Annotated in this window: 21 protein-coding genes; 10 read left to right on the top strand and 11 right to left on the bottom strand. The window is 64.1% G+C overall.

Annotation, left to right across the window (positions count from 1 at the left end):
- Positions 1-140: 140 nt before the first annotated feature.
- Positions 141-992, top strand: a complete 852-nt coding sequence (locus tag MFF34_RS10695) for a CAP domain-containing protein (RefSeq protein ID WP_238213282.1) — start codon at positions 141-143, stop codon at positions 990-992.
- Between the two features lie 34 nt (positions 993-1,026).
- On the opposite strand, the gene MFF34_RS10690 is transcribed toward MFF34_RS10695, so the two are convergent.
- Positions 1,027-2,001 carry a GlxA family transcriptional regulator gene (locus MFF34_RS10690; RefSeq protein ID WP_238213274.1) on the bottom strand — a complete coding sequence of 325 codons (975 nt, stop codon included), beginning with the start codon at positions 1,999-2,001 and terminating at the stop codon, positions 1,027-1,029.
- A 102-nt stretch (positions 2,002-2,103) separates the two neighbouring features.
- Here MFF34_RS10690 and MFF34_RS10685 point away from each other — a divergent pair, with 102 nt between their 5' ends.
- Positions 2,104-2,715, top strand: coding sequence for a LysE family translocator (locus tag MFF34_RS10685; protein ID WP_238213266.1), 612 nt, complete (start codon positions 2,104-2,106; stop codon positions 2,713-2,715).
- A 6-nt stretch (positions 2,716-2,721) separates the two neighbouring features.
- On the opposite strand, the gene MFF34_RS10680 is transcribed toward MFF34_RS10685, so the two are convergent.
- Together MFF34_RS10680 and MFF34_RS10675 are read right to left on the bottom strand one after the other, a co-directional pair.
- Positions 2,722-3,921 (bottom strand): MFS transporter, encoded by a 1,200-nt coding sequence (locus MFF34_RS10680; protein ID WP_238213264.1) that lies wholly within the window; start codon positions 3,919-3,921, stop codon positions 2,722-2,724.
- A 113-nt stretch (positions 3,922-4,034) separates the two neighbouring features.
- The gene (locus tag MFF34_RS10675) at positions 4,035-4,934 is read right to left on the bottom strand and encodes a LysR family transcriptional regulator (protein ID WP_238213262.1); all 900 of its coding nucleotides are present in this window, start codon (positions 4,932-4,934) and stop codon (positions 4,035-4,037) included.
- 117 nt (positions 4,935-5,051) lie between these two features.
- Here MFF34_RS10675 and MFF34_RS10670 point away from each other — a divergent pair, with 117 nt between their 5' ends.
- From MFF34_RS10670 to MFF34_RS10660, 3 genes are all read left to right on the top strand, one after another.
- Positions 5,052-5,402 carry a cupin domain-containing protein gene (locus MFF34_RS10670; protein ID WP_099429107.1) on the top strand — a complete coding sequence of 117 codons (351 nt, stop codon included), beginning with the start codon at positions 5,052-5,054 and terminating at the stop codon, positions 5,400-5,402.
- Positions 5,403-5,670: 268 nt separating this feature from the next.
- Positions 5,671-8,088 (top strand): glucose/quinate/shikimate family membrane-bound PQQ-dependent dehydrogenase, encoded by a 2,418-nt coding sequence (locus MFF34_RS10665; protein WP_238213253.1) that lies wholly within the window; start codon positions 5,671-5,673, stop codon positions 8,086-8,088.
- A gap of 128 nt (positions 8,089-8,216) precedes the next feature.
- Complete coding sequence (locus MFF34_RS10660; protein ID WP_238213251.1) at positions 8,217-9,485, top strand: carbohydrate porin; 1,269 nt, start codon at positions 8,217-8,219, stop codon at positions 9,483-9,485.
- Positions 9,486-9,633: 148 nt separating this feature from the next.
- Here the strand turns inward: MFF34_RS10660 and argE are convergent, their stop codons facing one another.
- The gene (gene argE, locus MFF34_RS10655; RefSeq protein ID WP_238213249.1) at positions 9,634-10,794 is read right to left on the bottom strand and encodes an acetylornithine deacetylase; all 1,161 of its coding nucleotides are present in this window, start codon (positions 10,792-10,794) and stop codon (positions 9,634-9,636) included.
- Entirely contained in the window at positions 10,787-11,464 is a 678-nt protein-coding gene (locus tag MFF34_RS10650; protein WP_238213242.1) for a DUF1028 domain-containing protein, read from the bottom strand. The genes argE and MFF34_RS10650 overlap by 8 nt, the downstream gene beginning before the upstream one ends.
- A gap of 304 nt (positions 11,465-11,768) precedes the next feature.
- Here MFF34_RS10650 and MFF34_RS10645 point away from each other — a divergent pair, with 304 nt between their 5' ends.
- Complete coding sequence (locus tag MFF34_RS10645; RefSeq protein ID WP_099429102.1) at positions 11,769-13,088, top strand: NAD(P)/FAD-dependent oxidoreductase; 1,320 nt, start codon at positions 11,769-11,771, stop codon at positions 13,086-13,088.
- Positions 13,088-13,504: a RidA family protein gene (locus MFF34_RS10640; RefSeq protein ID WP_027593581.1), complete on the top strand. Its 417-nt coding sequence runs from the start codon at positions 13,088-13,090 to the stop codon at positions 13,502-13,504. The genes MFF34_RS10645 and MFF34_RS10640 overlap by 1 nt, the downstream gene beginning before the upstream one ends.
- Here the strand turns inward: MFF34_RS10640 and MFF34_RS10635 are convergent.
- The 4 genes from MFF34_RS10635 to MFF34_RS10620 are packed head-to-tail and all read right to left on the bottom strand — an operon-like array spanning position 13,495 to position 17,254.
- On the bottom strand, positions 13,495-14,301 hold the full coding sequence (locus MFF34_RS10635; protein ID WP_238213235.1) for a sugar phosphate isomerase/epimerase: 807 nt from the start codon (positions 14,299-14,301) through the stop codon (positions 13,495-13,497). The two genes, MFF34_RS10640 and MFF34_RS10635, sit on opposite strands and share 10 nt — an antisense overlap.
- Positions 14,298-15,038, bottom strand: a complete 741-nt coding sequence (locus tag MFF34_RS10630) for an SDR family NAD(P)-dependent oxidoreductase (RefSeq protein ID WP_238213233.1) — start codon at positions 15,036-15,038, stop codon at positions 14,298-14,300. The genes MFF34_RS10635 and MFF34_RS10630 overlap by 4 nt, the downstream gene beginning before the upstream one ends.
- Positions 15,035-16,384, bottom strand: a complete 1,350-nt coding sequence (locus tag MFF34_RS10625; RefSeq protein WP_085274278.1) for an MFS transporter — start codon at positions 16,382-16,384, stop codon at positions 15,035-15,037. Before MFF34_RS10625 ends, MFF34_RS10630 begins: the two co-directional genes overlap by 4 nt.
- A gap of 42 nt (positions 16,385-16,426) precedes the next feature.
- The gene (locus tag MFF34_RS10620; RefSeq protein ID WP_238213231.1) at positions 16,427-17,254 is read right to left on the bottom strand and encodes an amidohydrolase; all 828 of its coding nucleotides are present in this window, start codon (positions 17,252-17,254) and stop codon (positions 16,427-16,429) included.
- A 147-nt stretch (positions 17,255-17,401) separates the two neighbouring features.
- Here MFF34_RS10620 and MFF34_RS10615 point away from each other — a divergent pair, with 147 nt between their 5' ends.
- Complete coding sequence (locus MFF34_RS10615) at positions 17,402-18,355, top strand: LysR family transcriptional regulator (protein ID WP_238213224.1); 954 nt, start codon at positions 17,402-17,404, stop codon at positions 18,353-18,355.
- A gap of 35 nt (positions 18,356-18,390) precedes the next feature.
- Here MFF34_RS10615 and pgm read toward each other — a convergent pair whose 3' ends face one another.
- Positions 18,391-20,028, bottom strand: a complete 1,638-nt coding sequence (pgm, locus tag MFF34_RS10610; RefSeq protein ID WP_238213222.1) for a phosphoglucomutase (alpha-D-glucose-1,6-bisphosphate-dependent) — start codon at positions 20,026-20,028, stop codon at positions 18,391-18,393.
- Positions 20,029-20,176: 148 nt separating this feature from the next.
- Between pgm and MFF34_RS10605 the strand changes: the two genes are divergently transcribed.
- A complete protein-coding gene (locus MFF34_RS10605; RefSeq protein ID WP_238213220.1) occupies positions 20,177-20,824 on the top strand; it encodes a DUF1345 domain-containing protein in 648 nt (215 codons plus the stop codon).
- Positions 20,825-21,076: 252 nt separating this feature from the next.
- Complete coding sequence (locus tag MFF34_RS10600) at positions 21,077-21,337, top strand: DUF1652 domain-containing protein (RefSeq protein ID WP_027593589.1); 261 nt, start codon at positions 21,077-21,079, stop codon at positions 21,335-21,337.
- Here MFF34_RS10600 and MFF34_RS10595 read toward each other — a convergent pair.
- Complete coding sequence (locus MFF34_RS10595; protein WP_238213218.1) at positions 21,334-23,421, bottom strand: bifunctional diguanylate cyclase/phosphodiesterase; 2,088 nt, start codon at positions 23,419-23,421, stop codon at positions 21,334-21,336. The genes MFF34_RS10600 and MFF34_RS10595 overlap by 4 nt on opposite strands.
- Positions 23,422-23,587: the final 166 nt, after the last annotated feature.

Here is a 23,587-nt window from a genome sequence, read left to right as displayed (position 1 = left end):
CCAGTGGTCTACTTCCTCTTATGCCGCCTGCAACGATTGCCGTCGTTTGTATTGCTTTGCACGGGACTGGGCCAAAAACCCTGTGCTTGTGTAGGATGAGCAGCGCTTACCACGACGCTGCCAGTCATAGGGAGATTCACATGCGCGTCCTGTCATCTGTTGCCGCCTTGTCGCTGGGCCTGGTCGTCTCGACCGGGGCCTTGGCCGTCACCGGCGAGGAGGCGCAACTGATCGAATCGATCAACGTCTACCGCAGCAAGGCCCAGCCCTGTGGTGGCGAGGCGTCGCTGGAGCTGCCGCCACTCAACAGCGACACCCGCCTGGCGCTGTCGCCCGAGGGCACCCGCGACTTGCAACAGGCCATGTCCCGCGCCGCCTACCCGATGGTCAACGTGCAGGCCATCAGCCTCTCGGGCCCGCGCGATGCGCGCGCGGCCATGCATGCCATCGAGGAAAGCTTCTGCCAGGTGGTGCTCGACCCGCAGTTCGTCGACATCGGTGTCAGCCAAGAAGGCCGCGACTGGCGCATCGTCCTTGCCCGCCCCCTGCTCAGCAGCCGCCTGGGGGATTGGCAGGCTGAAGGGCAGAAGGTGCTGCAGGAAATCAACGCGGCGCGCAAGGTGCCACGCCAATGCGGCGGCCAGCCGTTTGCCGCCGCGCCCGCGCTGAGCTGGAGCACCGTATTGGCCGGCGTTGCCGCCACCCATACGCGGGCCATGGCCAACCAGAACTTTTTCGACCATATCGACCGCGACGGCCGCACCCCTGGCGATCGGGCCGAGCTGGCGGGTTACTTGTATCAGCAGATCGGCGAAAACATCGCTGCAGGCCGCGACACCGCGCATAAGGTGGTCGACGCCTGGCTGGCCAGCCCTGGGCATTGCGCGACCCTGATGAGCCCGGATTATCGCGAGCTAGGGGCGGCCTATGCCGTCGACCCGAAGAGTGATGCGGGGATCTACTGGACGGGGATGTTTGGCACACCGCAGTAAAAGCCAGAACAGCCCGGGCGGGCGATGCGGCCGCTCAGGCAACAGCGGCACCCTCGCGCAGTTGCAGTGCCGTACAGCCAAAGCGCCGCCGCACGCATTTACCCAGGTGGCTGGCATCCCCCAACCCCACTTCATCGGCAATCTGCGCCAGGCCGTGGCGGGAATTGAGCAACCGCCAGCGCGCTTGCTGCAAGCGCATTTCCAACCACCAGGCCTTGGCGCTCATCCCGTGGCTGGCCTGGAATTGACGATCCAGCTGACGCCGGCTGATGCACAGATCTGCCGCCAGTTGCTCGATCGACAACGGTGAACCCAGGTGATGTCGCATCAACGCCAGGGCACGCTGCACCGCTCGCCCGTGCCCTCCCCCCGGCTCCAACGAACGCAAGGCATGGCGGCTGTCGCGCGTCTCGTCCACCAACATGTCAGCCAGGCCTTTCAGCGCCCGAGCCCGACCACAGGCCCGCGCCAGCAGTTCCACCGCCAGGTCGATGGCCGCCGTCCCTCCCGCGCAGGTAATGCGCCCACCTTCAATGTGATAGAGCTGGTCGCGCAGCACCTTCAGATGAGGGAACGTCGCTCGAAACTCGGCTTCATGCCGCCAATGGACCACTACGTCATGCCCGTCCAACAGGCCGCAAGCGGCCAAGAGGAAGGCGGCGTTGTCGACGGCCACCAGCTTCACCCCCGCCTTGGCAGCCCGCTTCAGCAACGCCTTGTAGCGCGGTGCCAGTTCAGCGGTGGCCATGGCGTTGCGGCCGCCGAACAGCACCAGGTAGTCGTAGTGGGCCATGTCGAGCTGTTCGGCAATGGCTTCCACCTGCACCACCGCGCCACTGCTCGCGGGCACCGAATCGAGGGTCAAGCCTGCCAGGGTCCAGCTGCAATAGCGCTGCTGGCTGTAATCTTCGTCATCGGCGCTGAAACGCAGCTTGTCGAGAAATGCACCGAACGGCAGCAGGGCAAACGCCGGCAGGGGCAGGATCAGCAGGCGGATATCAGGGGGCATGAGAGCACGTCCAGATTAGACCATCGAATGTCCAGATCATACCTTCGAAAAAACGCGTTGTGCCCTAGACTGGCGTTCTCCAACCCTATCAGGCACTCCCCCATGGCACTCGACACCTGGCTTATCTATCTGCTGGCCAGCATCGGCCTGTCGCTGACTCCAGGCCCCAACAGCTTGCTCGCGTTAACCCACGGCGCGCTTTATGGCGCACGCCGTACGCTGTTCACCATCGTTGGCGGGGTAGTTGGCTTCAGTGCCTTGATAGCCTTGGCGATGTTCGGCCTCAGTGCCCTGCTGCAATCCTCTGCAGCAGTGCTTGGCATACTCAAATGGGTGGGCGGCGCTTACCTGGTCTGGCTGGGTATCCAGCTGTGGCGCAGCCCGGCGCTGCACCTTGAAGTGACGCAGCGGGCCCGTAGCCTGGGCAATGCGGGCCTATTTCGTCAGGGCCTGCTGTCGGCCATGGCCAACCCCAAGGTGTTGCTGTTCTACGGTGCGTTTCTGCCGCAGTTCCTCGACCCGCAGCGGGCGCTGTTGATGCAGTTCGTGGTGATGGCGGCGACCTTTGCCAGCGTGGAATTCCTGGTCGAATACTGGCTCGCGCGCTTGGCGTTTCGCATCCGGCCCTGGCTGGCCAAGGGTGGCAAAGGGTTCAACCGCTGCTGTGGCAGCTTGTTCGCAGTGATCGGCGTCGCGTTGCCACTGGGGCGCTGATTCAGCTCAGCCGCGGCGCCCTTGCAGGAGGAACACCAACAGCGCCAAACCCGGCAGCCCGGCACCCACCAGCGCAACCCCCTGCCATCCATACTGGGCAAATACGGCACTGGCCACCGACGAACCCAGCGCCCCGCCCAGGAAGATACTGGTCATGTACACCGCGTTCAGGCGCCCGCGGCTTGCCGGGTCCAGCGCATAGACTTCACGCTGGCCAATCACCATGTTCATCTGCACCGCGAAGTCCAGCAACACACCGGTCAGCCCAAGGCCGATCACGCTGAAGCCCGGTGCCGTCAGCCCGACCAGTAGCGCCACAGGCGCCAGTACCAAGGCCACCAGGGAGCCTGCACGGGCATGCCCGGCATCGGCCAGGCGGCCGGCGATGGGCGCGGCCACGGCCCCTACCGCCCCTACCAGGGCGAACAGCGCGATCTGGCTCTGCGACAGGCCATGCGCCCCCGCCAACGCGAGGGGTACAGCCGTCCAGTACAAGCTGAACGCAGCGAACATCAACGCCTGGTACAGCGACCGTTGACGCAGCACCGGGTAACGGCGCAGCAGCGCGACCAGCGACAGCATCAGCCCGGCATAGCTGGCTTTGTGCTCGGGCACCCGGCGTGGCAAGGTCAACGCCAACAACAGGATGATTGCCAGCATCACGCCCGCCGCACCGATGAACACGGTGCGCCAGCCGAAGTGATCGGCCACCAGGCTCGACACCGGCCGCGCCAGCAGAATGCCCAACAGCAGCCCCCCCATGATGTTGCCGACCACCCGGCCACGCTGTTGCTCAGGGGCCAGGTGCGCGGCCAGGGGGATCAGCATCTGCACCGCGACCGAACTGAACCCGATCAACAGCGCATAGCCCAGAAACAGCTGCCCTTGGCCGCCGCTGCTGGTGCCAGCCAACAGCAGGCTGACGCAGGCCAGCACTGCGGTAGCGATCATCAGGCGGCGGTTTTCCAGCAGGTCGGCCAGCGGTACCAGTAACAGCAGGCCCAGGGCATAGCCCAGCTGGGTCAGGGAAACGATCAGGCTGGCCCGTTCAGTGGACAGGCCCAGATCGGGAGCGATCAGCCCAACGATGGGCTGGGCATAGTAGATATTGGCAACGATGGCGCCGCAGCAGAACGCCAGCAGGGTCACCAAGGCCCGGCTCAGGCCAGTGGCCGACGGCTGCTCTGCGGCTAGGGAGGGGTTCATGCGATGTTCCTCGAGAAGGGACGGAATATGCCACACACCTTACCCAGACGTGCCGCAGGCGAGAATCCGGCGGGCGCGCAACAGGGCTTTGCACCCTGCGCAACGCTGGCGGCTCAGTGCGTCAACAGACCTTCGCAAAAGGTGATGAAGGCGTTCACGCGGCGCGACCCGCGATGGTTGGGCAAGTACAGCGCGTTGATCCTGTCGTTGGCAGTACCGGGGCTGACCTGCCAGTCGCCGAACACGCGCTGCAGCGTGCCATCGGCCACGTCCTCACGCACCAGCCAGTCGGCCAGCAGGGCAATGCCGCTACCGGCCAACGCGGTTTCGCGTAACAGGTCGGCATTGGCACTGCGCAACGGCCCGCTCACGTCAAGTTCCAGCACCTCCTGGCCCCGCGTCATGCACCAGGGGCGCGCCTTCTGCCCATAGCGAAAACGCAGGCAGGCGTGCTCCAGCAATTGCTGCGGGTGCGCCAGTGCTGCGCGCCCGGCCAGGTAACCCGGGCTGGCCACCAGCCAACGCTCGAACCGGCCCAGTGGGCGGCACACCAGTTCGTCATTGGGCGCAGGGTCGCCCAGCCGGATAGACAGGTCGTAACGGCCATCGAGCAAGTCGTCCAGGCGGTCGCTCAGGTCGATGTCCAGCTCAAGTGCCGGGTGTTTGGCCAGAAAGGGCCCCAGGTGCGGCGCAATCACCCGCCGGCCGAACTCCACCGGCAGGCACAGCCGCAGTACACCGACCGGTTCTTCGCCCCTGTCAGCGACACTGGCATCGGCTTCATCCAGCGCTTCGAAAATGCCCCGGGCCCGCGCGTAGTAACGGGCGCCCGCCTCGGTCAGGCTGACCTGACGCGTCGAGCGGTTCAGCAAGGTGGCCCCCAACTCGGCCTCCAGTGCATCGACCAGGCGGGTCACCGACGAGGTCGCCACGCCAAGCTTGCGCGCGGCCGCGGAAAACCCCTGGGCATCGACCGTCGCCGCGAACATCTTCATGGCCAGCAGCTTGTCCATGTGTCTTCCGTCTTTTAAAGCTCGGAACAGTCCTACAAACCGCAGGGATGGTCAAGAAGCGCGCGTCCTCGCAATCACGTCCATAGTGGAAGCACCTCCCTTTGAACGAGATTTCAGATGGCCCCCTTCAACATGCTGAACACCCTGCCGCCCTGCGACCCGACCGCTGCCGAGCGCGTCGACGAACTGCTCAGCCGCCCCGGTGTGCGCATCGAGCGCATTGTTTCCAGCGGCCAATCCAGCCCGCCAGGGTACTGGTACGACCAGGCCGAAGGTGAGTGGATTGTGCTGCTGAGCGGTGCCGCGGGCCTACGCTTCGAGCATGAAAACCATACCCGGCTGCTGCAGCCCGGCGACTGCCTCGATATACCGGCGCATTATCGCCACCGCGTGGAATGGACCGCGCCGGGCATCGCGACAGTATGGCTGGCCGTGTTCTACAGCAGCGCCAGCCCTTGGCCGGAATAGGTGTTGAACGGTCCAATCGGGGCCTGCTGGCGCAGCGTGGCCCCTGCTGACGTTGCTTTTCGACGACTCGACCAAAGTATGAGTACTGATTCCATATCTGCCATGAACGCTTTGTTTACTGCATTTTTCGCTGCCTGATCTAGACTTTTGGCCACACCTTGGCAAGTTCAACCCTGCGACAATCAGCCTCACAAAATTTTGTACTAACTTGTTAATTAGCTTGCTAAGGGCTTAAACTGCGCCCATTCCACCTGCTGAGATCCCTGGCATGAAAGAAACACCGCGCGCCTCTGGCGCCACAACCCTCATTCTGGTCGGCCTGGGCGTTATCGTCGCCCTGCTCGGCCTGCTCCTGGCCGCCGGCGGTATCAAGCTGGCCGGCCTCGGCGGCTCCTGGTACTTCCTGATCGGCGGCCTGGCCATGGCCATCGCCGGTATCCTCATCGCCCGCCGCAAGGTCGCCGGTGCCTGGCTGTATGCCCTGTTCCTGATCGGTACCGCAATCTGGGCCGTGATCGACACCGGCCTGGTGTTCTGGCCGCTGTTCTCGCGCGTGTTCATGTTCGGTGCAATCGGCATGGTCGTGGCGCTGGTCTACCCCCTGCTGGTACGTGCCAACGGCGGCACCGCTGGCCGTGGCGCGTACGGCATCGCAGGTGTGATGGCGGTGGCACTGGTCATTGCCGCAGGCAACATGTTCGTTGCTCACCCAAGCGTCGCCCCGACCGGCAAAGGCCCTGGCATGACCCCGGTCGAAGCCGGCAAGGAGCAGAAAGACTGGGCCCACTACGGCAATACCGAAGGTGGCAGCCGCTTCGCCGCGCTGGACCAGATCAACCGCGACAACGTCAACAAGCTCAAGGTGGCCTGGACCTACCACACCGGTGACGTCGCCATCAGCGACGGCAACGGTGCCGAGGACCAACTCACCCCACTGCAGGTTGGCAACAAGGTGTTCATCTGCACCCCGCACAACAACCTGATCGCCCTCGATGCCGACACCGGCAAAGAGCTGTGGAAAAACGAGATCAACGCCCAGTCCAAGGTCTGGCAGCGTTGCCGCGGCATGGCCTACTTCGACGCCACCGCGACGTTGGCCCAACCAACCCAGCCGAACAGCTCGCCCATCGCCATGGCCACTGTCCCGGCCGGTGCCAACTGCCAGCGCCGCCTGCTGACCAACACCATCGACGGCCGCCTGATCGCCGTCGATGCAGACACCGGTGAATTCTGCCAAGGCTTCGGCAACAACGGCCAGGTCAACCTCATGGCTGGCCTGGGCGATGTGCCGGATTCCTTCTACCAACTGTCGTCCGCGCCGCTGATGGCCGGTACCACCGTGGTGGTTGGCGGTCGCGTTGCCGATAACGTTCAGACCGACATGCCAGGCGGTGTCATCCGTGGCTTCGACGTCATCACCGGCGCCATGCGCTGGGCCTTCGACCCAGGCAACCCGGAAGACCGCAACGCCCCGGCCGACGGCAGCACCTACGTGCGCAGCACCCCGAACAGCTGGGCCCCGATGTCGTACGACCCGGCAATGAACACCGTGTTCCTGCCGATGGGTTCGTCGTCCACCGACATCTATGGCGTAGAGCGCAACAAGCTGGACCACACCTACGGTGCTTCAGTCCTGGCGCTGGACGCCACCACCGGCAACCAGAAGTGGGTGTACCAGACCGTTCACAACGACCTCTGGGACTTCGACCTGCCAATGCAGCCGAGCCTGATCGACTTCACCAAGGATGACGGCAAGACCGTGCCTGCGGTGGTGATCGGCACCAAGGCCGGGCAGATTTACGTGCTTGACCGTGCAACCGGCAAACCGCTGACCCAGGTCGACGAAGTTCCGGTCAAACCGAGCAACATCCCGAACGAGCCGTACTCCCCGACCCAACCAAAATCGGTGGGCATGCCACAGATCGGCGCGCAGACCCTGACCGAGTCGGACATGTGGGGCGCCACCCCTTATGACCAGCTGCTGTGCCGCATCGACTTCAAGAAAATGCGCTACGACGGCCTGTACACCGCGCCGGGCACCGACCTGTCGCTGAGCTTCCCTGGCTCGCTGGGCGGCATGAACTGGGGCAGCATTTCCACCGACCCGGTGCATGGCTTCATCTTCGTCAACGACATGCGTCTGGGCCTGTGGATCCAGATGATCCCTTCGCAGAACAAAGGCAACGCGGCCTCTGGTGGCGAAGCGTTGAATACTGGCATGGGCGCTGTACCGCTCAAGGGAACGCCGTATGCTGTGAACAAGAACCGCTTCCTGTCGGTCGCCGGTATCCCTTGCCAGGCTCCGCCGTTCGGCACCCTGACCGCGGTTGACATGAAGACCCGCCAAATCGCCTGGCAGGTCCCGGTCGGCACCGTCGAGGACACCGGCCCGCTGGGTATCCGCATGCACCTGCCGATCAAGGTCGGCTTGCCAACCCTGGGCGGCACACTGTCCACCCAAGGCGGCCTGGTGTTCATCGCCGGCACCCAGGACTTCTACCTGCGCGCCTACGACAGCAGCAACGGTAATGAAATCTGGAAGGCCCGTCTGCCGGTTGGCAGCCAGGGCGGCCCGATGACCTACGTTTCGCCGAAAACCGGCAAGCAGTATGTGGTTATCACCGCCGGTGGCGCGCGTCAGTCGACTGACCGTGGCGACTATGTGATTTCTTACGCCCTGCCGTAAGACTGCGTCGCCTGCTTCGCGGGTGAACCCGCTTCCACAGGATGATCACTGCACTTGCAAAGGGTGCAGGCCCTGTAGGAGCGGGTTCACCCGCGAAGAGGCCCTAGAACACTACCCGAGACCCCGCAATGCCATCCGCAATTCGCATCACTTCTCCCCTCCTGCTCGCCCTGGCCAGCACCACCGCCCTCGCCGACGGCGACCTGATGACCCGCAACACCATGACCGGTGACTGGGGTGGCCTGCGCCATCAGCTGGAGGAAGACGGCGTCAAGTTCACCGGCGACTACAGCGGTGAAACCGCCTACAACGCCCACGGAGGCCTGCACCGTTCGGCCCGCTACTCGCAGAACCTCAAGCTGGGCGTGCAGTTCGACCTGTCGAAACTGTACGGTCTGGAAAACGGCGGCAAGGTGCAGTTGACCATCAACGACCGTCGCGGCAACAGCGCCTCGGAAGACCTGGTGGGCAACCGCTTGCCGATCCAGGAAAACTACGGTGGCCTGTACACCCGCCTGACTGAACTGAGCTACGAGCGCACCCTGTTCACCCCGGCCTTGAACGTCAAGCTCGGCTACATGGCCATGGGCAACGACCTCGGCGGCTTGGACAGTGGCATCCTGTGCAACTTCATGAACGCCGGCTTCTGTGGCCACCCACTGAACATGTCGGGTGGCAGCGGCTGGACCAACTACCCCAACGCCCACCTGGGCGTGCGGGTGAAATACGACCTGTCGCCGTCCTGGCAGCTGCGTGTCGCGGCCTTCAACGTCGACCCCGAGAGCAACGGCAATTCCAGCCGTGCCTGGCACCTGGGGCCCAAGCACACCACAGGTACCGTGGTACCGGTTGAGCTGGTGTACAAACTGCAAGGCGAACTGCCAGGTGAGTACAAGCTGGGCTACTACTACGACAGCTCCGATGTGAAACGCATCGGCAGCGACAAGGAAGTGTCCGGCCGCGGCGGCCATTACCTGCTGATCGACCAGGCCGTGTGGAGTGATCCAAGCTCGCCAGGCCGCAGCCTGCACGCCTTTGGCCAGTACTCGGCATCGAGCGAGGCCGCCTCGCCGTTCACCAAGTGGTATGGCACCGGCGTTGTGCTGTACAAGCCGTTCGAAGGCCGCCCGCGCGATACCCTGTCGCTGGGCTATGGCCGTGCCGTGCCGAACCCGCGCAGCCGCGATGTGCTGGAAGACGCTGCGTTCAACGCAGGGCAACAGTTCCCGAACATCGACAGCGCCGAGCAGTTGATTGAACTGAGCTACGGCTACCAGGCCACGCCATGGCTGAACCTACGCCCGGATGTGCAGTACATCATCGAGCCAGGTGCGTTCTCGGGCAAAGCTATCGACAATGCGCTGGTAGTGGGTTTGCAGGTCAAGGCCACGTTCTGATTCATAACGGCATTGCCCGCATCCTGTAGGGGCAGCCTTGTGCTGCGAAGAGGACCGTGACAGCAGAGAAAATTCACTGTGCTGTCACGGGCCTCTTCGCAGCACAAGGCTGCTCCTACCAGGAATGCTAAAAACCAGCAAAAATGACTCAACCTTCGCGCAAGTAATCCACCAGCCGCAGCAGCATCTCATCGCACCCCTGCAACTGCTCGACACTGACAAACTCGTCCGGTTTGTGCCCCTGTTCCATGCTCCCCGGCCCGCAGACCACCGTCGGGATCCCGGCCTGGTCGAACAAGCCGCCTTCAGTCCCAAACGCGACCGTGCCGAACGCCGCTGAACCACTGAGCAAGGCGACCAAACGTGCCGCTTCGCTGTCAGCCGGCGTGGCCAGCCCCGGGTAAGCACTCAGCGCCTGAAGGCGAATATCGGCGCCCTGGTTGACGGCGCGCATGCGCGGCAGCAACTCAGCCTCGGCGTAGCCCTGCAACTGGTCAGCCACCCCCTGAGCATCGAACCCTGGCAATGCGCGCACCTCGAAGTCGAATTCGCATTCCTCGGGCACGATGTTCAACGCCCTACCACCTTTGATCACGCCGGTCTGTACCGTGGAAAACGGCGGATCGAAACGCGTGTCATGGTGCTCAGGCTGCGCCAAACCATCACCGATCTCACCCAGCTTGCCGATCAATTGCGCGGCGTACTCGATGGCGTTCACCCCATAAGGCGCATACGCCGAGTGACAGGCAGCGCCGTGCACCTGGCAACGCATTGCCAACTTACCCTTGTGCCCCAGCACTGGCTTGAGCTCGGTCGGCTCGCCAATCAGGCACAACCGCGGCTTGTGTGGGCGCTGCGCAAGCGCCGCAAGCATCGAGCGTACGCCCAGGCAACCCACTTCTTCGTCATAGGAGAACGCGAGGTGCACCGGAATACGCAAAGGCTGCGCGAGAAACGCGGGGACCGCTGCCAGGACAGAGGCGATGAAGCTCTTCATGTCCGCAGTACCCCGCCCATACAGGCGCCCCTCCTGCTCGCTCAAGGCAAACGGCTCGACCGTCCAGGCCTGGCCGTCAACCGGGACCACATCGGTGTGCCCCGAAAGCACTACACCGCCAACGTCCTGCGGGCCGAGGGTGGCAAACAGGTTGGCCTTGGTGCCCTCGGCGTTGTGGAACAACTCGCATTCCACGCCGAGGTCCGCCAGGTAGTCACGGATGAAACCGATCAGCGCGAGGTTGGAATCGCGGCTGACCGTGGCAAAACCGATCAGCCGGGCAAGCAACGCGCGGCTGGTGCGCTCATTCATTACCCGGCACTCCGTAGCTTGGCGCCGCGGTCGGGTCGAGGGCGCGGGTCACGTAGTCCTGCATCTGCGGGCGATAGGCTTGCCACAGGCCATCGAGCTGGCCGATCGGGTCTTCATCGGCCCAATCGACGCGCAGGTCCACCAGCGGCCAGGTCAGCTCGCCGGCGATCTTCAGCGCTGCTGAATGCACCGGCCCTGCCTCGCCCCCGGCCGCCATCGCCGCCTGCATGGCCGCCAACAGGCGATCGGCCAGGTGCCCGCCGGCCTGTTCAAAAGCGTGCACCATGGCCTCGATCACCTGCTTGGACGCCAGCAAGTTACCCGCAGCAGCGCACTGCTCGCCGGCCACGGCATTGTGCACCCCAAGCGCCTGCTTGCCAGTAAACAACGCGACCTGGCCCTGGCTGTCGATCACGGTGACCTGGCGGTATTCGCTCCAGCCATTGGCGTTCAGCACTCTGTCTAGTGCAGCTGCCGGCGGCAACTGGCCCTGCTCCAGCGCATCGAGCAACTGCGGCCCCAATGCCGGCAAGGTGATGTTCTGCGTTGCGACCGCCCCCACACCTGCGCGCACCCAGGGGCAACGCGCCCCGACCGCGATGCTCGACGAGCTGATGGCGATACCGACTTGGCCGGTTTCCTGGCAACGACCGATGATGGAGAAAGTCATGTCATGGTTCCTGTTGTTCTGTCCGATGCAGGGCATTCTGGGTGGAACCCTCCAGCGCGCGAAACCACCTTTTTCCGAGGGCTTGAAGAGGAAAAAACTAAGGCCGCCCGCACCACCCCGAACGGCATCAAAAATCCCCCTCAAGCACCGCGGCAAGCCCTATGAATCAAGGCCTTCGCCGTTTTATCGGCAAGCCCTAGCTAAATACTATTTTCGCCATTTGCGCAGCGTCCCTAGTCTGGCCCCAGGCAACGGCGGTCCTCCAAACCGACCTGACAAAAACCGCCTGATAAAGGGCTCGGACATGACTTTGAACAACCTCGAAATCGACACCCTCGTCGTCGGCGCCGGCCAAGCCGGCGTGGCCATGAGCGAACACCTGAACAAGCTCGGCGTGCCGCACCTGGTGCTGGAGCGCAAGCGTATCGCCGAAGCCTGGCGTACGGGCCGCTGGGACTCGCTGGTCGCCAACGGCCCGGTCTGGCACGACCGCTTCCCTGGCCTGGAATTCAACCTCGACGCCGATGCCTTCGCCGGCAAGGACCAGGTTGCCGACTACTTCGAGCAGTACGTGCGCAAGTACAACCTGCCGGTGCGCACCGGCATCGAGGTGAAGAAGGTGGTGCGCAACAGCGATCGCCCAGGCTTCACCATCGAAACCAACGAGGGCGTGATCCGCGCCAACCGCGTGGTTGCCGCCACTGGCCCGTTCCAGCGCCCGGTGATCCCTGCCATCGCGCCAAAGGACGAGCGCCTGCACCAGATCCACTCCGCCGCCTACTACAACCCCGAGCAGCTGCCCGCCGGCGCCGTGCTGGTGGTGGGCGCCGGTTCTTCGGGCGTGCAGATTGCCGAAGAACTGATGCGCGCGGGGCGCCAGGTGTACCTGTCGGTCGGTGCCCATGACCGCCCGCCGCGTGCCTACCGCAACCGCGACTTCTGCTGGTGGCTGGGTGTGCTGGGCGAGTGGGACGCAGAAATCGCCAAGCCTGGCCGCGAGCACGTGACCATTGCTGTCAGCGGCGCACGCGGCGGCCACACCGTGGACTTCCGCGCCCTCGCCCACCAAGGCATGACCCTGGTCGGCCTGACCCAATCGTTCGCCGATGGCATTGCCACCTTCCAGGACAACCTGGCAGACAACATCCGCCGCGGCGACGAAAACTACCTGGCCCTGCTCGATGCCGCCGACGCCTACATCGAACGCAATGGCCTGGACCTGCCTGAAGAGCCGGAGGCGCGCAAGCAACTGCCCGACCCTGAGTGCCTGAGCAACCCGCTGCACACACTCGACCTGGCCCAGGCCGGCGTCAGCACCATCATCTGGGCCACCGGCTACGGCGTGGACTTCAGCTGGTTGCAGGTCGACACCTTCGACGCCAACGGCAAGCCACAACACCAACGCGGTGTTGCCCGCGAACCCGGTGTGTACTTCCTCGGCCTGCCCTGGCTGTCACGCCGCGGCTCGTCGTTCATCTGGGGCGTGTGGCACGACGCCAAGCACGTCGCCGGGCACATCGCCACGCAACGGACCTACCTGGCCTACCGCGACAGCGAGCAACGTACCGCGGATGAGCAGCAACAACCCACAATCAGCAACGTCAGCACCCTTGGAGCCCACTGATGCCAACCCATACCCGTATCCGCATGTTCAACACCAAGGTCACCTACCCTAACCAGACCCTGGACAACGACCTGTGCCAGGCGGTGCGCGCCGGCAACACCATCTACGTACGCGGCCAGGTGGGCACTGACTTCGAAGGGCGCCTGGTAGGCCTGGGTGACCCTCGGGCACAAGCCGAACAAGCGATGAAAAACGTCAAGCAACTGCTTGAAGAGGCCGGCTCGGACCTGTCGCACATCGTCAAGACCACCACCTACATCACCGACCCGCGCTTCCGCGAGCCGGTGTACAAGGAAGTCGGCAAATGGCTCAAAGGCGTGTTCCCGATCTCCACCGGGCTGGTGGTGGCGGGCCTGGCCCAGGCCGAGTGGTTGATGGAAATCGATGTAATCGCCGTGGTGCCGGATCAGGCCTGACCTGCCGGCACCCCGCTCAGCCAGGCCTGCGTGACTCGCGCAGCTGCCCTTAGCCGCTCTGCCCCGTGCAAATGGGCAGACGGCACCTCGACGCTGAGGCTGACGTCGCGGGGCAAGGCTGCGAGCAACTGTGCCAACGGCAGTTGCCCGTGGCCAGGCAACTGCCTGCCCTCACGCGCTTCGTGGATGATGCCGCTGTCGGGTGGAGCCTGCAGTGGGGCATCGCACAACTGCACGGCGCGCAAGTAACGCGGGTCGATTCCGGCAAGGTCCGCTACGGCTGCGCCAGCGCGAAACAGGTGCAGGGCATCGACCAGCACGCTGCTGTTGTCCTGCCCCGCCCCTGCCACCACGGTAGAGGCCTGGTGCACGTTCGCCACCGGCCGCCAGCGCATGAATTCAAGGTCCACGCGCACGCCATAACCCCCTGCCAGCTCGCACAAGGCCGCGAAATGCCCGGTCAGCCGCGCGACATCGGCATCATCGCCCGACACCGTCAGGCTTACCGCCCCCAGCTCCGCACCTGCCGCCAGCAAAGGCTCGTAATCGGCGACCACCACCTCGGGCGTCAATGACACGAACTCGATATCAGCGACCCGTACGCCCTCACCCGCCATCGCCGCCTTGAGCTCACGTAGCGCCAGGCTGCCCGCCGTTACCGGGTAGGCCAGCGCACCCGGCATCACCGGATGCAGGCGCAGCCCCACCGCGCTGAAGCCGGCACGGCTCGCCTCGCGCACCAGCACGGCTGGCGCCAGGTCCAGTGCCGTCAGGTGAGCGACGCCCAGGCTCCTCAATAGGTCGCCCTCCCGCCACTGAGGTCGAACACGAAGCCGGTGGTGAAACTGCACTCTGGCCCGGCGATCCAGCTCACCATGTTGGCGATTTCCTCGACCTTCAGGAAGCGCCCCATGGGGATCTTGGCCTTGCTCGCTGCGATGTGCTCCGGGGTCATTTCGGCCATCAGCGGCGTTTCTACCATCGCCGGCGCCACGCAGTTGAGCAGCACGCCATCCTGCGCCAGCTCCTTGGCTGCGGCCTTGGTGAAGGCGATCACGCCTGCTTTGGCCGCCGAGTACGCCGAGATGTACTGCACGCCATCCTTGCCCGCCATCGAGGCGACGTTGACGATGCGTCCGTAGCCGCGCTCGCGCATGTGCGGGATGGCGGTGCGGCAGCAATAGAACACCCCGTTCAGGTCAATGGTGATGACCTTGTCCCAGGCCGCTGGCGGGTATTCCCAGGCGGGTACCACCGGGCCATTGATACCGGCGTTGTTGACCAGGATCTCGACCTGCCCGACGTGTGCAAGCACGTCGGCAAATGCCGCTTCCACCGACGCCAGCGATGAAACATCGACAGACTGGCGAAGCACCGGCTCGAAGCCGTTTTCGGCTGTGTTCCAGCCATCGACCGCCAGGTCCCAGATCACCACGTGGGCACCTGCGGCGTGCAGCCGCTGTGCAATCCCCAGGCCGATGCCGCGCATGCCGCCGGTGACGATTGCAGTCTGCCCTTGCAGGTATTGGCTCATTGCTTTGCTCCATTTTCGAGGTTAGGGATGTCTGGCAGACGACGCAGGTCGCTCACCATGAACAGGTAACACAGGGCACCGAGGACGGTGATCGACGACACGAAGGCCAAGGCCCAGACGAACGACCCGGTCATCGAAACGATGATGCCGATGGTCAACGGGGTGACGATGCCCGCCGCGTTGGCGAACAGGTTGAACAGGCCACCGCTCAAGCCCAGCAGGCCCTTTGGCGCGATGTCGGAAACGATCATCCAGGCCAGCGCCGACATGCCTTGGGCGAAGTAGGCGATGCAGAGAATGGCGATTACCAGCGCGTCGGACTCGACATAGTTGGCCAGCACGATCACCGACGCGGTGAGCAGGCCGGCAATCACCGGCAGCTTGCGCGCCACGTTCAGGGAGTAGCCGCGGCGCAGCAAGGCATCGGACAACCAGCCACCGACCAGGGTGCCCAGCGAGGCGGCGATGAACGGCAGCACCGCGACCCAGCCAACCTTCAGCCACGGCATGTGCCGCTCGGTGACCAGGTAGGTCGGGAACCAGGTCAGGAAGAACACGTTGGTCGAGTTACAGGCAAACTGCCCCAGGCAGATGCCCAGCATGTTGCGGTGCTTGAGCAGAGCCGGGATCTGCGACCAGCGGAATACCGTGGCTTTCTGGCCACCGTCGACCACGCCACCACCAGCTGCGATGTAGTCGAGTTCGGCCTTGTTCGCCGTGGTGGACTGGTGCGGTTCATGGTACTTGCGCCACCAGACCAGGCCATAAAGGATGCCCATCAGCCCGACCGCCATCAGCAGAAAACGCCAGCCATAGGCGTGCAGTACCCAGAACAGCAGCGGCGTAAGAAACGCCAGCCCCGTGTATTCGGCAAAGGTGTAGATGCCAGTCGCCCTGGCCCGCTCACTCTGTGGGAACCAGGTCGCCACCACGCGGCTGTTGGTGGGGAAGCAAGGCGCTTCGGTCACCCCCACCAGAAAACGCATGCCCAACAGCGACAGAAAGCCCTGGGCCAACCCCTGCAGGCCGGTGAACAGCGACCACAGCGTCAAGGCCAGCCAGTACGTGAACTTGGTGCCCAGCCGGTCGATGAGGATCCCGCCGGGGATCTGGGCCGCCGCGTAGGTCCAGGAAAACGCCGAGAAGATCACCCCCATCATCGCGGCGTTAAGGCCCAGGTCGGCACTGATGCTAGGCGCCGCAATGCCCATCACGCTGCGGTCAAGGTAGTTGATCATCGTGCCGCCGGAGATCAGCGCCAGGATCATGAAGCGGGTGCGGGTGCGTTGTTGCAGGCGTGCAGGCGTGTCGAACGCCCCCACGCCGAGGTTCTGTTCAGTGTTCATGACGGTTGCTCTCTTGTTATTGGAATGGCAAAGGGCGGTGCGCTAGGCAAACCCGAACAGACGTCGCGGCGTGTCCCACATGACGGTGCGGCGCAGTTGCGCATCTGGCATCAGTTGCTCGGCCAGTTTCAGCAGCGGCCCGTAGTCCACCCGCGAGCGCTGGCGAATGAACGGCCAATCGGAGCCCCACACGCAGGCCTGTGGGCCAAACGCTTCGAGCAGGGCATGAACGTAGGCACTGCTCTGCGCCTGCAGCGCATCGGCCGAGGCGAACTTCTGCATGCCGGACAGCTTGACGCTGGCCCGGCCGCTTGCGGCCAACCGCAGCAAGGCCTGGAAACCCGGTTGGTGAATACCGGCGCTCACCTCCGGGCGGCCGCAATGGTCGATTAACACGCGCGCCGACGTGCGCTCAAGCAGCCCGCGCAGCGCCAGCAACTGGTCTTCGCACACCTGAATCTGCGCAAACAGGTCGAGCTCGGCGAGCTTGCCGAACAACCCGTCGGCTGCATCCAGGCTCGCCACACCGTACAACGCCGGGTTGAAGGCCACCCCGACCACCCCTTGCGCCTGCAACGTAGCCAGCGCATCCAGGGTGATGTCAGGGCTAACCACCGCCACCCCCTTGAAGCGCCCCTGCCCACTGGCGAGCGCGCTCAGCAGGCAGCTATTGTCGGTGTGGTAGCCACTGTTCGGCCCCACCAGCAAGGCATGCTGCACGCCATAGGCGTCCATCACCCGGTTGAATTGCTCGAGGGTGGCGACCTCCTGCCCGGACGGGGCGTAAGGCGCGTCGGGGTGGTAGGGAAAGCGCGCGGGGTCAAACAAATGGTTATGGCAATCGATCTTGGGTTCATCGAAGATGTTCACGCAACACTCCCGTCAAGCGCCGCTGCGCTTGCCTGCAGATCTTGTTATTGTGCGCCGCGAAGGCGACTCGGCTGGCTTCAAGATACTGCGTGCCCGGCGTCTGCGCTCATACCCAGATGGCGAAGACCATAACCAAAGGTAATGCTTATGCCCCTCGACCATGACGGCCCGGAAGCCCGCAACCTGGTGTTCAAACTGCGGCACATGGAAGTGTTTCGTGCGGTGATGTTGACGGGCTCGATCAGCGCGGCGGCGAAGATGCTCTACGTGTCGCAGCCGGCCGTGAGCAAATTGATCCAGTACATCGAGGGGCGGCTGGCGTACCGCTTGTTCGAGCGCATCAACAACCGCCTGGTGCCGACCCACGAAGCGCAGATTCTGTACCGCGAAGTCGAGCGGGTGTATCAGGCTGCGCTGGAGGTCAATGAATGTGCGTTGTCACTGGGCAATGGCGGCCACCGTAACCTGCGCATCTCGTGCAGCGCCTCGCTGTCGACCGTGGTCATCCCGATTGCGCTGGCCCAACTCAAGCGTGAGTCACCCTCGCTGAACATCGAGTGGCAGACCTCGTTGATGGGTGAAATGCCGAACCAGATCCTGTCGAAGAAGGTCGACCTGTCGATTGCCGCCTTGCCGGTGATCCACGATCACCTGCATTCACGCGCGTTCATGCGCGGGCGCATGGTGGTGGTGATGCCGCCGGAGCATGCCTTGGCGCGGCATCCGTCACTGGCGCTGGAGCAACTGCAAGGCCATGCCCTGCTGCTGTTCAGGCCCGACATGCCGTTCGGCAAATTGCTGGCCGAACACATCCACCAGCGCGGGCTGCAGTTGGAGTCGCTGTTGTCGTTCACCAATGCCAACGAAGCGGTGGCCTTGGTCAAGCAAGGCATGGGCATTACCCTGATCGACGAGTTCGTGGCGCAGGACAGCGGCTTGACGGTGGTCCCCCTGGCCGACGAAATCCACTTCGACATCAGTTTCGTCTATTCACGCTTCGAACCACCTTCGCACTCGGCGCTGCACCTGATGCAGGTGCTGCATGCGCAGGCCCTGAAGCTGGGGCGGGGGATCGAGGGGTTCGCATTGCCAACCCCTTGATGAACCGGGGCCGCCCTGCGGCCCCTTGAGTACAATCAGGCGATCGCCGCGTCCACCAACACCTGCGCTTCCTGCACCAGGCGCTGCAGGTGCGCCTCGTCGATAAAGCTTTCGGCGTAGATCTTGTAGATGTCCTCGGTGCCCGACGGCCGTGCGGCAAACCAGCCGTTGGCGGTCATCACTTTCAACCCGCCAATCGCCTGGCCATTACCCGGTGCATGGCTGAGGATCTGCACGATTGGCTCACCAGCAAGCTCAGTCGATTTGACCTGCTCAGGTGCCAGCTTGCTCAACAACGCCTTCTGCCGGGCATCCGCCTTGGCCTCGACGCGGGTGGCGTACGGCTTGCCCAGTGCTGCGGTCAGGTCGGCATAAGCCTGGCTCGGGTTACGACCGGTGCGTGCGGTGATCTCGGCGGCCAGCAAGGCCGGGATCAAGCCGTCCTTGTCAGTGGCCCAGACCGACCCATCGCGCCGCAGGAACGAAGCCCCCGCGCTCTCCTCGCCACCAAAGCCCAACGAACCGTCGAAGAGGCCTTGGGCGAAGAACTTGAAGCCCACCGGCACTTCGAACAATTTACGGCCCAGGCGCTCGGTAACGCGGTCGATCAGGCCGCTGGACACCACGGTCTTGCCCACGGCTGCGTCGCTGCGCCATTGGGGGCGGTGGCGGAACAGGTAGTCGATGGCCACGGCCAGGTAGTTGTTCGGCTGCAGCAGGCCATCCGGTGTGACGATGCCGTGACGGTCGTGGTCCGGGTCGCAGGCAAAGGCCACGTCAAAGCGCTCGCGCAGGCCGATAAGGCCCTGCATCGCGTAGGGCGAGGATGGGTCCATGCGGATCTGGCCGTCCCAGTCGACGGTCATGAAGCGGAAGGTCGGGTCGACCTCGCTGTTGACCACTTCCAGGTTCAGCTTGTAATGCTCGGCAATCGCCGACCAGTAGTTAACCCCGGCGCCGCCCAGCGGGTCGACGCCCAGGCGCAGGTTGGCGCTGCGAATCACGTCGAAGTCGATGACATTGCCAAGGTCTGCCACGTAGTGGCTGACGTAGTCGTGGCGGTGCGTGGTGGCAGCCTGCAGTGCCTGGGCATGGTCCATGCGTTTGACGCCAGCCAGGTTCGCAGCCAGCAGCTCGTTGGCCTTGGCCTCGACCCACTTGGTCACGTCGCTGTCGGCTGGGCCGCCATTGGGCGGGTTGTACTTGAAGCCACCGCTTTGCGGCGGGTTGTGCGACGGCGTGATGACGATGCCATCGGCCAGGCCCTGCTCGCGGCCACGGTTGTAGCACAGGATGGCGTGGGATACCGCTGGGGTCGGCGTGTACTCGTCGTCTTTGGACAGCATCACCTGCACGCCATTGGCCGCCAGCACTTCCAGGGCGCTGGCCGTGGCCGGTGCCGACAGCGCATGGGTGTCGGCGCCAATGAACAGCGGGCCATCGATGCCTTTCTCCTGCCGGTACAGGCAGATGGCCTGGGTAATGGCCAGTACGTGGTACTCGTTGAAACTCAGCTCCAGCGAGGTGCCGCGGTGCCCTGAGGTGCCGAAAGCCACCCGTTGGGCCACCACGCCAGCATCGGGGCGGCCGGTGTAGTAAGCGGTGAGCAGTCGGGGGATATCGACCAGCACGCTGGCCGGAGCCGGCTTGCCTGCCAAAGGACTGAGCGTCATGCAGAAACCTCGAGTTCAACGAATGTTGGTGTTGGAACGTGCAGTGTACTGAGAGTTGCAACGCCGCGCGACGGGCGACGCGATGAAAGCCGCCAGCAGCGGGCAATGGTCTAGAGTATTAGCCACCACTCCCCGGCAACGAGGCCCCATGGCTTTTCACCGCCTGACACGTACCCACCCTCGCCTCACGTTCGCCACCCTGGTCGGCATTATCGGCGCCTGGCTGATCCCTGCCGGTGACGCGGTCCAGCACATTCTGGTCGGCTGGAACCTCGGCGTCTGGCTCTACCTGCTGCTGGTCCTGTGGCTTACCTGGAGCGCCAACCCGGAAAAGGTCCGCAAAGTTGCCCAGGTCGAGGATGAGAACGCCGGCCTGGTCCTGCTCACCGTCTGCATCGCTGCCATCGCCAGCCTGGCCGCGATCACCTTGCAACTGGTCTCCAGCCGCGGCCTGCAAGGCAGCGCCCTGGCCCTGCACTACCTGTACACCGGGTTGACTGTGGCCGGCTCCTGGCTGTTGATCGGCTGCATCTTCAGCCTGCACTATGCCCGGCTGTTCTATACCGGCCAGAACCATGAGCCCCCGCTGCGCTTCGCCGATGGCGAGCGCAACCCGGATTACTGGGACTTTCACTACTTCTCGTTCACTATCAGTGTGGCGGTGCAAACGTCCGATGTCGGCGTCGCTGGCAGGGGGTTGCGCCGGGTGGTGCTGGCACATTCAGTGGTAGGGTTTGTGTTCAACACCGCCATTCTGGGGTTCACCATCAACATTGCGGCCGGCCTGCTGGGGTAGTACGCACCGCTCGTCCGAAAACCCTGTGCGGTAAATGTGGCCGTTACCTGCAGCACCCCGCAAGGAAAACGTTTGCCAGGCGAGCTGCCGGTGGATGGCGGCCATAATAGCAATGTGACCTGGGTCAAACCTCAACGATTCCGGCGTATTCCCACCCTGGGCAATGGCGTGGCAGGTGCTATGGTTACATTCCCGGCGGCCGTGCACGCGGCCTCCCGCTCACCGCGTCCAGGTACGGACAAGGAGGCTGGCATGAACAAAATGACGTTCCCGAACGCCTGCCAGGTGATGCGCTGGCATTTCCACCCGCTCGGCTTCGAAGCCAGCATGGATGCACCGCGCAGCATGATCGCGCGCCTGTTCGATCGCGCCACCGGAGAAACCTTGCTGGCTATTGCCGGCATCCCCTGCGCTGCGATCATGGCCGCTGCGGATGTCGAGCGCATCATTGAAGCGGTCGAGGCTGAGATGGACGCCTTCGTACCCGTCTTCGCCCTGCGCGACGCAGGCTAGACTGCCACCTCAGGCGTCTCCCGCATGGCCTGCAATTTGCCCATGAATTGCTCGGCCGGCACCGGTTGCCCGAGCAGATAACCCTGCAGCGAATCGCACCCCAGGCGGGTGAGGAAGTCTTGCTGCTTGTCCGTCTCTACCCCTTCGGCAACGATGCGCAAGCCCAGCGCCTGGCCCAGTGCGACAATCGCCGAGACGATCGCGGCGTCATCGCTGTCCTGCTCCAGGTCACGCACAAACCCCCGGTCGATCTTCAGTTCGTTGGCCGGCAGTCGCTTCAGGTACATAAGGCTGGAATAGCCCGTGCCGAAGTCATCGATGGACAGGTCCACGCCCATGTCGGACAGGCGCTGCAACACCGTCAGGCTGGCATCGGCATCATGCATGGCGGTGGTCTCGGTAATCTCCAGGGTCAGGCAGTTGGCCGGCAGGCCGTTTTCGCGCAGGGCCCGGGCCACGCTGTCGACCAGCCCCGCATGGCAAAACTGGATGGCCGACAGGTTGACGGCCATACGCCACCCCTGGTGGCCCTGGTCCAGCCACTGGCGCATCTGCCGGCAGGCTTCGTCGAGCACCCACTCGCCAATCGGGATGATCAGGCCGGTTTTTTCCGCCAGGCCGATGAAACGGTCAGGCAGCAGCAGGCCCTGCTGTGGGTGCTCCCAGCGCAGCAGCGCTTCGGCACCGATCGGCTGGCAGGCCTGGGCATCGAACTTGGGCTGGTAGTGCAGGCGGAACTGGCGCTGCTCCAGGGCCTGGCGCAAGTCCTGCAGTAACTGCAATTGCTGCCGGGCATTGCTGTTCATCGACACGTCGAAGAAGCTGTAGCCGTTTTTACCGGCGCTTTTCGCGTGGTACATCGCCGCATCGGCATTGCGCAGCAACTCGTGCTGATCCTGGCCATTACCGGGGTACAGGACGATCCCTAGGCTGGCCGTTAGCTGCAAGTCATGCTCGGCGACGCGGAACGGCCGCGACACCAGGTTGACCTGCTTGACCGCCACGTCCATGGCATCGTTGGGCTCCTGCAATTCCACCAGCAGCACGAACTCGTCGCCACCAATGCGCGCCAGCGTGTCCTGGCTGTGCAAATGGCCGCGCAGGCGCGCCGCGACGGCCTTGAGCAGCAAGTCGCCGACGTGGTGACCAAAGGCATCGTTGACCGGTTTGAAGCCATCCAGGTCGATGAACATCAGCGCAAAACAACCGCCCTGCTCCGCCACCTTGGCGATGGCTTGCTCGATGCGGTCGGCCAACAAGGTGCGGTTGGGCAGGTCGGTGAGCGTGTCGTGCAGGGCCAGCTGGGTCAGTTCCTGGTTGGCCAGGGTCAGCGAACGGGCCAGTTCCGCCGTGCGCGCTTCGAGGCGCGCGTCCAGTACCGAGGTCAACAAAGCTACCGCCAGCACTGCGAGGGTGGTGATCAACACCAGGTAGACCAGCCCGTCGCCTTGCAGCCCACCGGCCAGCGCACCACAGAAACTGCCCTCGGGGAAATTGGCCGCTGCCATGCCGGTGTAGTGCATGCCGACGATGGCCATCCCCATGATCACTGCTGCCAGGCCACGAACCTGCCGGACGTAAGGGGTGTGCTTGCGCAAGCGGAACGCGATCCACAACGCCGCTGCCGAGGCGCCCACGGCGATCATCAGCGAGGCGCCGAACAGCGCAGGGTCATAGTCGATGCCCGGCAGCATGCGCAGCGCGGCCATACCGGTGTAGTGCATGCAACTGATGCCCGCGCCCATGATCAACGCGCCAAAGCCCAGCTGCAGCCAGGGCAGGCTCGGCTGGCTTACCAGCCACAAGGCAAAGCCTGACGACAGCACCGCAATCAACAGCGAGAACGCAGTCAGGCCAAGGTCGTAGCCCAGGTCGATAGGCAGGCTGAACGCGAGCATGCCGATGAAGTGCATCGACCACACGCCGATCCCCATGGCCAACCCACCGCCCCCCATCCACAGGTGCACAGCCCTGCCCTTGGCCGTCGCAATACGGCCGGTCAGGTCAAGGGCGGTGTAGGACGCCAGGATCGCCACGCACAGCGAAATCAACACCAGCGAAGAGGAGTAGCTACCGGTCAGCATTGGGAGTTCCAGCGACGGGCCAGGGGGCCCGGAAAAAGCTGACGATTGTACTCAAGCTTTGGCGAAACGCACGGGGTTTTTGCGAATGGGAATGGATCCAAGCGCTGGTATGCCACGTCTGGGCATACGTACCTGTAGGCGCAGCCTTGTGCTGCGAAGAGGCCCG

It is taken from the genome of Pseudomonas sp. PAGU 2196 (genome assembly GCF_022179005.1).
GTDB classification, from domain to species: domain Bacteria; phylum Pseudomonadota; class Gammaproteobacteria; order Pseudomonadales; family Pseudomonadaceae; genus Aquipseudomonas; species Aquipseudomonas kermanshahensis.
This window is presented reverse-complemented; position numbering and strand designations above follow the sequence as displayed.

Bases quoted from the DNA above. Each gene is read 5' to 3' on its own strand.
- pgm (WP_238213222.1), bottom strand. From the start codon at position 20,028: ATGACGCTCAGTCCTTTGGCAGGCAAGCCGGCTCCGGCCAGCGTGCTG.
- MFF34_RS10660 (WP_238213251.1), top strand. From the start codon at position 8,217: ATGCCATCCGCAATTCGCATCACTTCTCCCCTCCTGCTCGCCCTGGCC.
- argE (WP_238213249.1), bottom strand. From the start codon at position 10,794: ATGAATGAGCGCACCAGCCGCGCGTTGCTTGCCCGGCTGATCGGTTTT.
- MFF34_RS10605 (WP_238213220.1), top strand. From the start codon at position 20,177: ATGGCTTTTCACCGCCTGACACGTACCCACCCTCGCCTCACGTTCGCC.
- MFF34_RS10645 (WP_099429102.1), top strand. From the start codon at position 11,769: ATGACTTTGAACAACCTCGAAATCGACACCCTCGTCGTCGGCGCCGGC.
- MFF34_RS10650 (WP_238213242.1), bottom strand. From the start codon at position 11,464: ATGACTTTCTCCATCATCGGTCGTTGCCAGGAAACCGGCCAAGTCGGT.
- MFF34_RS10615 (WP_238213224.1), top strand. From the start codon at position 17,402: ATGCCCCTCGACCATGACGGCCCGGAAGCCCGCAACCTGGTGTTCAAA.
- MFF34_RS10690 (WP_238213274.1), bottom strand. From the start codon at position 2,001: ATGCCCCCTGATATCCGCCTGCTGATCCTGCCCCTGCCGGCGTTTGCC.
- MFF34_RS10595 (WP_238213218.1), bottom strand. From the start codon at position 23,421: ATGCTGACCGGTAGCTACTCCTCTTCGCTGGTGTTGATTTCGCTGTGC.
- MFF34_RS10685 (WP_238213266.1), top strand. From the start codon at position 2,104: ATGGCACTCGACACCTGGCTTATCTATCTGCTGGCCAGCATCGGCCTG.
- MFF34_RS10600 (WP_027593589.1), top strand. From the start codon at position 21,077: ATGAACAAAATGACGTTCCCGAACGCCTGCCAGGTGATGCGCTGGCAT.
- MFF34_RS10625 (WP_085274278.1), bottom strand. From the start codon at position 16,384: ATGAACACTGAACAGAACCTCGGCGTGGGGGCGTTCGACACGCCTGCA.
- MFF34_RS10665 (WP_238213253.1), top strand. From the start codon at position 5,671: ATGAAAGAAACACCGCGCGCCTCTGGCGCCACAACCCTCATTCTGGTC.
- MFF34_RS10640 (WP_027593581.1), top strand. From the start codon at position 13,088: ATGCCAACCCATACCCGTATCCGCATGTTCAACACCAAGGTCACCTAC.
- MFF34_RS10630 (WP_238213233.1), bottom strand. From the start codon at position 15,038: ATGAGCCAATACCTGCAAGGGCAGACTGCAATCGTCACCGGCGGCATG.
- MFF34_RS10675 (WP_238213262.1), bottom strand. From the start codon at position 4,934: ATGGACAAGCTGCTGGCCATGAAGATGTTCGCGGCGACGGTCGATGCC.
- MFF34_RS10670 (WP_099429107.1), top strand. From the start codon at position 5,052: ATGGCCCCCTTCAACATGCTGAACACCCTGCCGCCCTGCGACCCGACC.
- MFF34_RS10695 (WP_238213282.1), top strand. From the start codon at position 141: ATGCGCGTCCTGTCATCTGTTGCCGCCTTGTCGCTGGGCCTGGTCGTC.
- MFF34_RS10680 (WP_238213264.1), bottom strand. From the start codon at position 3,921: ATGAACCCCTCCCTAGCCGCAGAGCAGCCGTCGGCCACTGGCCTGAGC.